Annotated in this window: 10 protein-coding genes and 1 pseudogene; 9 read left to right on the top strand and 2 right to left on the bottom strand. The window is 60.7% G+C overall.

What is annotated here, in order from left to right:
* The 3 genes and pseudogenes from EN932_RS39015 to EN932_RS23435 all read left to right on the top strand — a co-directional run.
* Positions 1 to 84 (top strand): annotated as a pseudogene (locus tag EN932_RS39015) (MipA/OmpV family protein); the annotation flags it as partial.
* 42 nt (positions 85 to 126) lie between these two features.
* Positions 127 to 888 (top strand): response regulator transcription factor, encoded by a 762-nt coding sequence (locus tag EN932_RS23440; protein ID WP_063167867.1) that lies wholly within the window; start codon positions 127 to 129, stop codon positions 886 to 888.
* The gene (locus EN932_RS23435; protein WP_127368364.1) at positions 885 to 2210 is read left to right on the top strand and encodes a HAMP domain-containing sensor histidine kinase; all 1326 of its coding nucleotides are present in this window, start codon (positions 885 to 887) and stop codon (positions 2208 to 2210) included. The genes EN932_RS23440 and EN932_RS23435 overlap by 4 nt, the downstream gene beginning before the upstream one ends.
* 27 nt (positions 2211 to 2237) lie before the next feature.
* Here EN932_RS23435 and map read toward each other — a convergent pair whose 3' ends face one another.
* Positions 2238 to 3065: a type I methionyl aminopeptidase gene (gene map / locus EN932_RS23430; protein WP_013532002.1), complete on the bottom strand. Its 828-nt coding sequence runs from the start codon at positions 3063 to 3065 to the stop codon at positions 2238 to 2240.
* Between the two features lie 243 nt (positions 3066 to 3308).
* On the opposite strand from map, the gene EN932_RS23425 reads away from it, so the two are divergent.
* The 5 genes from EN932_RS23425 (at position 3309) to EN932_RS23405 (ending at position 6450) form a co-directional block, all read left to right on the top strand.
* Entirely contained in the window at positions 3309 to 3605 is a 297-nt protein-coding gene (locus EN932_RS23425; protein WP_013532001.1) for a DUF982 domain-containing protein, read from the top strand.
* A 179-nt stretch (positions 3606 to 3784) separates the two neighbouring features.
* The gene (locus tag EN932_RS23420; protein WP_245483315.1) at positions 3785 to 4060 is read left to right on the top strand and encodes a DUF6074 family protein; all 276 of its coding nucleotides are present in this window, start codon (positions 3785 to 3787) and stop codon (positions 4058 to 4060) included.
* Positions 4061 to 4381: 321 nt separating this feature from the next.
* Complete coding sequence (locus EN932_RS23415; RefSeq protein ID WP_063167868.1) at positions 4382 to 5608, top strand: pilus assembly protein TadG-related protein; 1227 nt, start codon at positions 4382 to 4384, stop codon at positions 5606 to 5608.
* Between the two features lie 19 nt (positions 5609 to 5627).
* Positions 5628 to 6053, top strand: coding sequence for a TadE/TadG family type IV pilus assembly protein (locus EN932_RS23410; protein ID WP_064995340.1), 426 nt, complete (start codon positions 5628 to 5630; stop codon positions 6051 to 6053).
* Positions 6043 to 6450 carry a TadE/TadG family type IV pilus assembly protein gene (locus EN932_RS23405; protein WP_013531997.1) on the top strand — a complete coding sequence of 136 codons (408 nt, stop codon included), beginning with the start codon at positions 6043 to 6045 and terminating at the stop codon, positions 6448 to 6450. The genes EN932_RS23410 and EN932_RS23405 overlap by 11 nt, the downstream gene beginning before the upstream one ends.
* A gap of 36 nt (positions 6451 to 6486) precedes the next feature.
* Here EN932_RS23405 and EN932_RS23400 read toward each other — a convergent pair whose 3' ends face one another.
* Positions 6487 to 6648, bottom strand: a complete 162-nt coding sequence (locus EN932_RS23400; protein ID WP_013531996.1) for a hypothetical protein — start codon at positions 6646 to 6648, stop codon at positions 6487 to 6489.
* Positions 6649 to 7658: 1010 nt separating this feature from the next.
* On the opposite strand from EN932_RS23400, the gene EN932_RS23390 reads away from it, so the two are divergent.
* Positions 7659 to 7910 carry a hypothetical protein gene (locus tag EN932_RS23390; RefSeq protein ID WP_128369103.1) on the top strand — a complete coding sequence of 84 codons (252 nt, stop codon included), beginning with the start codon at positions 7659 to 7661 and terminating at the stop codon, positions 7908 to 7910.
* The last annotated feature ends 1 nt before the right edge of the window (position 7911 follow it).

The following is a 7911-nucleotide window of genomic DNA, read 5'->3' as shown; positions in this document are numbered from 1 at the left end:
CTCTTGGGTGACGCTGCCGACAGCCCCGTCGTCGTCGAAAAGATCCAGCCTTCAGGGATGCTTCTCGTCGGATATCGGTTCTGACGCCTACCCAGGGCACCAAATGCAAGCTGGACAAGCTCCGGAATGGCACAGCAACGGCACCAAAGCGATTTGAGCGCCGAATCCAGGTCGGCAAGGCAAGGTTCGCGCATCCTCATTGTCGAAGACGATCTGGAGATCGCGCGCATGCTGGGCGACACGCTCACCGACAACGGCATGACCGTGGAAATTGCCGAGAGCGGCGTCCAGATGAATGCCGCGCTTCGCACCCAGAAATTCGATCTCATCGTGCTCGATGTCATGTTGCCGGGCGAAAACGGTCTCAACATCTGCCGCCGCCTTCGTGCCGCAACCAACATTCCGATCCTGATGCTGACCGCGCTCGGCGAGGAAATCGACCGCATCTTCGGGCTGGAAATCGGCGCGGACGACTATGTGACGAAACCGTTCAGCGCGCGTGAACTGACGGCCAGGATACGGGCGCTGCTGCGCCGTACAGCCTATGATCCCGACGAGCGGGACTGGTCGAAGGTGCTTCGTTTCAACGGCTGGCGCCTTGATCCCATACGCCGGCAATTGCATGACCCCAACAATGCGCGGGTGACGACCACGACGCATGAATTCGACCTGTTGCTTGCGTTTTGCCGCAACGCAGGCCGGGTTCTCTCGCGCGAGGAACTTCTGGGCGTAACCCATGCCGGGCTCGCGGGGCCGATCGAGCGTAGCGTCGATGTCCATATCAGTCGAATCCGCAGGAAGATCGAAAAGGATGCGCGCGATCCGGTGCTTTTGAGGACCGTTCGGTTGGGTGGCTACATCTTCACCGCGACGGTGGAGGAAGCATGAGGGATTTCATCCGCCGTTTCTTGCCACAGTCCGTGCGTGGGCAGTTTGTGGCAATCATTTTCATCGCGGTGATCGTGATCATGTTCGTCGGTTCGGTCGTCGAGAGTTTCATAGAGAACGCCGATCTTCCCGCCGCGGAAGATAACGCCAGGCGTGCGGCCGTTGTTGCTGCCTTGTTGCAAGAAACGCCGGCGCAGGCGCGTGGCGCAATTCTGGCGACAGCAAAGCGGGCCGGCTTTGATTTCGAGATATTGCCCAAGGACCGGATAACCGGCATTGCCCAATCCTATCTGCAATGGCGAAGTGTCGAATGGCTTTTGCGTATCGACAGGGGGACGGTTGAGGGACGCTGGATAAGGGTCGGCGGCCGATACGCGTTTGTCATCGACCTCGACCAGCAGGACGTCCTGGCCCATTTCGGCATGCCCGATTCCTGGCTGACATCGGGCCTCGTCCGTGCCTCGTTCTATAGGTTCATGGCTTTCGTTGCCTTGCCCGTGCTGATCTGGCTGTTTGCGGTTTGGGCCGTGACTGATCCGTTGAAGCGCATCTCGGCGGCAGTCGGTTCGGCCGAGATCGAGAATGGCGACCAGCTCTTCGTCGAACACGGCTCCATTGAAATGGTGGGGTTGGCGCGCGCCCTGAACAGGATGAGGACGCGTATCCGCACGATGATCGAAAACCGCACGCGCATGTTGCGCAGCGTCAGTCATGATCTGCGCACGCCTTTGACGCGGCTGCGGCTTCGCGCCGAGCGCATGGATGATGGCCCAATCCGAACCGCAATCCTGTCCGATGTCCAGCACATCGAAATCTTGATCGATGAGACCCTTACCTACCTGCGCAACGATGTTTCGACGGAGAAGCTGCAGCGCGCCGATATTGCCAGCGTTCTGCAAACCGTCTGCGCCGAATTCTCTGATGTCGGATTTCCTGTCTCATATTCCGGGCCGGACCGGCTTCTGGGCTGGTGCAAGCCCAATGCATTGGCGCGTGCGATCGCCAATCTTTGCGACAACGGGGTCAAATTCGCTGGCAATGTCACTGTCGCCTTGACAGCGACCGGCACGGCGGCGCGCATCACGGTAGGGGACGACGGGCCGGGTATTCCGATGACGGCACGTGCCCGTGTTTTCGAACCATTCTTCAAGGAAGATGCGTCGCGCGGCATTGCGTCGAAGCATGGCTTCGGTCTGGGCCTCTCGATCGTTGCCGACATCGTCCAGGGGCACGGCGGTAGGATCGAATTGGAGGACAACCAGCCCAGCGGACTGGTCGTTACCATCGACCTGCCGAATGCCGCGGATGTGCAGTCGGCATAGACGGCCTCCCGCCGGGTAAGGTGCGCTCTAAGCCGGCAGGCCGGGGCGATCGAGCTTTTTGGGCGACAGCGTGAAAATCTCGCACCCTGTGTCGGTCACGCCGATCGTGTGCTCGTACTGCGCCGACAGCGAGCGGTCGCGCGTCACCGCGGTCCAGCCGTCCGACAGAACCTTCACGTGCGGCCGGCCCAGATTGATCATCGGCTCGATGGTGAAGATCATGCCTGGCCGCATCTCGACGCCTTCATTGGCGCTGCCGTAATGCAGGATGTTCGGCGCGTCATGGAACAACTGGCCGACGCCGTGGCCGCAGAAGTCGCGCACCACCGAGCAGCGCTCGCCTTCGGCAAAGGTCTGGATGGCGGCGCCGATGGCGCCGGTGCGGGCGCCCGGCCTGACCGCCGCAATGCCGCGCATCAGGCATTCATGCGTGACTTCGAGCAGCCGCTCGGCGGCGCGCTTGATCGTGCCGACCGGATACATGCGCGAAGAATCGCCGTGCCAGCCGTCGAGGATGTAGGTGACGTCGATGTTGACGATGTCGCCATCCTTGAGCGGCTTGTTGTCGGGAATGCCATGGCAGACGACATGGTTGATCGAGGTGCAGGATGATTTCGTGTAGCCGCGATAGTTGAGCGTCGCCGGCAGCGCGCCGTGGTCCATGCCGAATTCGAAGACGAAGCGGTCTATTGCTTCGGTGGTGACGCCGGGCTGGACCATCGGCACCAGCTCATCGAGGCAGCGCGCGGTGAGATCGCATGCCTTGCGCATGCCGGCAAAGCCGTCCTCGCCATAGAGGCGGATCTGGCCGGTATTTCTGAGCGGGGCCGTGGCAGCGTCGAGATAGGTGACCATTTTGTCCGTGTAGCGGGTAGGGCCCTGCAGGAGAGCCGACGTGAAGATCTCCCCAGATTTGGCACTTGAGGGCAAAAGGTTCAAGGAAGAACTGCCCGATGCACCCGCACAGTTCGAGATATTCGCCTTGCATGGGCGGTTCAGCGACCCAAGTGACGACACATTTCTGGGCCAAAAGCCGGTCAAAGCAACTTTTGACGACGAACGGCGTTGCTGCGGTGGCGCCAGTTCGGGAGACAGGAAATGGACAGACTGCAATTCGAGGTGCCGGTGCGCATAGCGCCCGCGCCCGGCCTGCCGGTCGAGGAGATCTACGGGGTCGAACAGGCGCTCGATTTTCTCCAGGACTGGCCTGCGCGCCGTCAGGGCCCGATCTACCAGAAAGCCTTCAACGCCTGCTTTGGGGCCACGGTAGACGTGGTCAAGACCGAGGATGCTTGCCGGGCGTTCATGGCGTTTTGCCGGGCCAGCGGACTGATGGCCAGGGACATGATGACGCCGCGCAAGCGCGGCGGTGAGGCGAGGGCGCTCCAGGCCTGAGGGCCGCCGCCGTTTCGCCTGCCCCCCACTGCAACCAATGAAGCGCGTTTGACGCACAGGCGATGTCGCGAGCGTATCGTTGCGTCCCCGCACCCACGTCAGCGCCGTTAAGCTTCCGTTTCCACCTTCCCGGCTACGCCATTGCTTGTTGGCAATGGTTGATTCGTTGCGTCAGTCTCATGGTTCGGAAGATGTCCCCAGAAAAAATCCGTGCATTCCCGATCGACCGTCAGGTATTCTTGGTCAGAGAGGTTGCCGCCAAGCTCGGCAATCTGCATGGCGAGCCCGCCACCTCGTTCTGGAGGGCCAAGGCGTCGGAGTTGCTCGATCTCGTCGTCGGATCGGGCAGGGACAGAACGGCAGCCGGCGACGAAGTGCGCAGGTTCTTCCTGGCCGTACAAAGAGAGATGTCGGCCGGGGTGGTTGCGGAGCCGATGCCGATTCTTTCCGCTTGAAGAAATCCTGCACAGCTTTGGCTTCCCACTGCATTCTCCAATAGTGCGAGCAGCAATATATCGGTGTTTGCTGCCTTCGACGGCAAGTTCGCTGATCGGGTGCGAACCCATGGCTGCCTATCGCAGGCGGATGCTCTAGGACATCGATGCTCTCTCTCGCCGCCTCCCGCTGGCCCTAGCCCTTCTCGCTTGCCAGGAAGTGCGCTCGCGCGTTGATCAGCCAGCGAAGCACTTCTTTTTTGAAGCCAATGGACCACTGCTCAAAAATGCACCGAACTTTTTAGCCATTCGTTCATTTATGCGTGCTTTCTAATCTAAGCCATGGCCTTGAATAGCTTCACCCGTGTTCGGCTTGTAATGGACGCCATGCGCCGGAGCACGGGCGCAAATGTCGCCACCATTTTTGCCCTCACCTTGCCGGTCGTTGTCGGCGCTGCGGGCTTCGGCGTCGAGACCTCCTATTGGTACTACAACAGCCTGAGATTGCAGGCGACGGCCGATGCAGCCGCCTATGCCGGAGCGCTCGAACAGATTTCGGGTTCCGACAAGCCGACGATCGTCGCGGCTGCGACCCAGTCCGCGGCGTCGAACGGGCTGGGCTCGGGCACGATCGTCGTCAATACGCCGCCCGCGTCCGGACCGAATACGGCGAAAAAAGCGGTCGAGGTGATCGTCGGCCAGAAGCTCGACCGGATGTTCACCCTGATCTTCACACAGGAAAAGGTTCCCGAACAGGCGAGGGCGGTGGCCGTTATTACCGATGCCTCGAGTGCTTGCATGCTCGCGCTCGATCCGTCCGCGTCGCAGGCGGTGCTGTTTTCCGGCAGCACCAGCGTTAAGCTCACCGGCTGCTCGGTCATGTCCAATTCCATCGCCTCCGACGCCATCAAGCTTCAGGGCGCGGCCGGTCTGCAGGCCGATTGCCTGATATCGGCGGGCGGTGTCTCTCTCAGCAATCCCGTCACCACCGTCTGCGCGGCCCCGATCACCCAGGCACTGCCCGCCGGCGATCCCTTTGTCGACCTGCCGGCCCCGGTGGCCGCGACCCCCTGCCTGAACGACAACAAGGCGACGCTCGGTCCAGGCACCTATTGCAGCGGCATGAACCTGAAGGGCAACGTCACGCTTTCGCCCGGCGTTTATGTCGTCCAGGGCAATCTCAAGATAAACGCCAACGCGGCCATCACCGGCGCCGGGGTGACCATCTTCATGTCCGGCAGCTCGACCGTCAGCATGAATGGCAATGCGTCCGTGAAGCTCAGCGCGGCGACTTCGGGCACCTACTCAGGCGTTCTGTTCTACGGCGACAGGACCGGCATGAGTGCATCCAGCACATTCAACGGCACAGCGGACTCGCTTTTGACCGGGGCCATCTATTTCCCCAAGCAGCAAGTGAGCTATCTTGGCAACTTCTCGGGCAATGGCGGCTGCACCAGGGTCGTCGCAAATACGATTCAATGGTCCGGTAATTCAACCATCAATCAGGATTGCTCGAGCCTCGGAGTGCCCAACATTCCAGCCGCGCGGTCCGTGGCACTGTCCGAGTAGCTCCGTGGGGCGCCGGTCGATGCCGATCCTCGGCGATGATTCGGGCGTTGCGGCAGTCGAGTTCGCGATGGTGCTGCCCATTCTGTGCCTGGTGCTGCTTGGTATTCTGGACGGCTGGTCCTACATAACGAGTTCACTGTCGATGCGCGCCGGTGTGAAGACGGCCGCGAACCTGGTCATGAGCGGATCGACCGATGATGCGGCGACCCAGGCCCTTGCCATTGCGAGCTGGGAAAATCGGCCGGAAGACGGCCAGGTCACGCTAAGCCACATCCGTATGTGCGGGACGACCGTGGTCGACGCTTCCACCATGTGCAGTGGGCCGAAGGTGCCGTCGATCTATGTCCAGATACAGGCATCGGGCACCTGGGTGCCGCCAATTGCCTTCGGCGCCTTTGCCGCTCCCACCGTCATAGGTCACCAGGAGATGATCCGTGTCCGCTAGGGTAAGCGCGTTGCGGCGGGATCGATCGGGCGGGGCCGGGCTGGAGTTCGCGCTGATCGCCCCCTTCCTTGTCATGCTGCTGTTCGGAATATTCGCCTTTGGCTGGTCGATGCACTCGGTCTCCAGTGTTCGCTATACGCTGGAGACGTCAGCGCGCTCGCTGCAGCTTAAGAACACGCTGACCCAAGCCGACATTCAATCGATCGCCACGCAGAAATTGCAGGCCTTGGGGTTCAAGGACGTGAACGTCACGATCGCCATCGACCCGGTGAGCGGTGGCTTCCGCATGGCGCATCTGACCGCCGCCTATGCCTTCGTCATCGACTTCCCCTACTTCAGTTCCTTCCCGATCAACTACGCGACAACCGTTACCGTGCCGCTGCTTGGCAGCGGCTAGGCTGTGGCCTGATAGCCTCGCGCGCTGGGGCTCTGCTTACTTGTACGCCTTGAGCGTGATCAGCCCACCGAGAATGGCTATAGCTATCAGGATCAGCGCCCACGACACGATGTTGTGCGACAGACGCCTCCGTCGGCCGCGCAGGGCGCGGTCGCGCCAGCGTTTGGCCTGATCAGCTCCTATGTTTAGTTTATCCATGCCCTTCTCCCCACGAGCAGAATGCGACTCATGCCGGCTGGTGTCCAGATGGCACCGGTTTGGCGGTCGTGGCGCAAGCTTGGCACTCGGCCTGCTTTTTATGGCACGGGGCTAGCTAATATATTCGTTAGTGCTAATATTAAGATTACGTTACGTCATGTTCGACTATCTGTCGGGTGCAATGTGGGGGTTCCAATGAGAGTGGCTGTATTGTGCGCGGCTGTTGTTTTCGCTGCGACCGGTGTCGCTGTTGCCAAGGAAAAGAAGGCGGCGGTCAGTGACGCTGCCGCCTTGTGTTCCACGAAACCGTCGACCAAGAAGCCCGTTGCAAATCTGGACTGCGGTTTCACCGGAACCGCCAAATCGGAAGACAGCGGCGCAAAGGCAGAGCCGCGTCTCGGATACGACTCCAATCCGTGGATCATAACAGGCTTTTGACTTTGCACTGTCGGATGCCGGTTGAAGCGCTGAAGAGGGTCGTCTTGAGCGGCGCGCGACCCGTTCTCATGTAGGCTCCCGCACGCAAACCAGGCAAATAAATACGGACTTGCCACTCGGGGCTTCGCCCCGTTGTCGCAATGCCGTGAAAGCCCAACTCGACCGTGCAATAAAAAGCCCGCCACGGGGGCGACCTGCGGCGGGCTCTTGGAGCGGCTACATCCCTTAGGAATCGACCACTTTGTAGCAGGATTATGACCCGTATGGCCGCGTTGGCCTATGGTGTGATCGCGGAAGACTGCGCGTCAGTTGAAGAGAGCAGCAGAGAGCCAAGCGAAATTGCCGACATTGGGAGGGAGGTTTGCGCCAAACGCAAATTTTTCTGGTACGCCCAAGGGGAATCGAACCCCTGTTACCGCCGTGAAAGGGCCTATTCAAGGCGCTGCCCTTGTTCGCGATTGTCCGCTGAAGTCCGTATAAACAAAGGTGTTGAGCATTAAGGCGCCGCAGTTGTGCGCCGACGTACGGGACGGTATATTTGACGCATATTTGATGATTTGCGGAAAAGTCATTTGTCGAAGTCCCTTCAGGAATCTCCCATAACGACCCCAAACGCGCGCGCTGCGCTCGATGTCGGCATGCACTGGCGCGGCATAGACCCGGAAGTCCACCTCGGCTACCGCAAAGGAAAACGCGGCGGCGTGTGGCTGGTGCGCTGGCGTCACGGCCCTGGATATAGACAGGCGCCGATCGGAACCGCCGACGACAAGGGATCAACGAAAGGCGGCCTCACCTATGAGGCGGCCGGCAAGGCCGCCTCATAGG

It is taken from the genome of Mesorhizobium sp. M7A.F.Ca.US.002.01.1.1, assembly GCF_004022955.1.
GTDB lineage: Bacteria > Pseudomonadota > Alphaproteobacteria > Rhizobiales > Rhizobiaceae > Mesorhizobium > Mesorhizobium ciceri.
This window is presented reverse-complemented; position numbering and strand designations above follow the sequence as displayed.

What these genes read in the sequence shown, in the direction of transcription:
- map (WP_013532002.1), bottom strand. Translation starts at nt 3,065, where the DNA reads ATGGTCACCTATCTCGACGCTGCCACGGCCCCGCTCAGAAATACCGGC.
- EN932_RS23435 (WP_127368364.1), top strand. Translation starts at nt 885, where the DNA reads ATGAGGGATTTCATCCGCCGTTTCTTGCCACAGTCCGTGCGTGGGCAG.
- EN932_RS23410 (WP_064995340.1), top strand. Translation starts at nt 5,628, where the DNA reads ATGCCGATCCTCGGCGATGATTCGGGCGTTGCGGCAGTCGAGTTCGCG.
- EN932_RS23440 (WP_063167867.1), top strand. Translation starts at nt 127, where the DNA reads ATGGCACAGCAACGGCACCAAAGCGATTTGAGCGCCGAATCCAGGTCG.
- EN932_RS23400 (WP_013531996.1), bottom strand. Translation starts at nt 6,648, where the DNA reads ATGGATAAACTAAACATAGGAGCTGATCAGGCCAAACGCTGGCGCGAC.
- EN932_RS23425 (WP_013532001.1), top strand. Translation starts at nt 3,309, where the DNA reads ATGGACAGACTGCAATTCGAGGTGCCGGTGCGCATAGCGCCCGCGCCC.
- EN932_RS23420 (WP_245483315.1), top strand. Translation starts at nt 3,785, where the DNA reads ATGGTTCGGAAGATGTCCCCAGAAAAAATCCGTGCATTCCCGATCGAC.
- EN932_RS23415 (WP_063167868.1), top strand. Translation starts at nt 4,382, where the DNA reads ATGGCCTTGAATAGCTTCACCCGTGTTCGGCTTGTAATGGACGCCATG.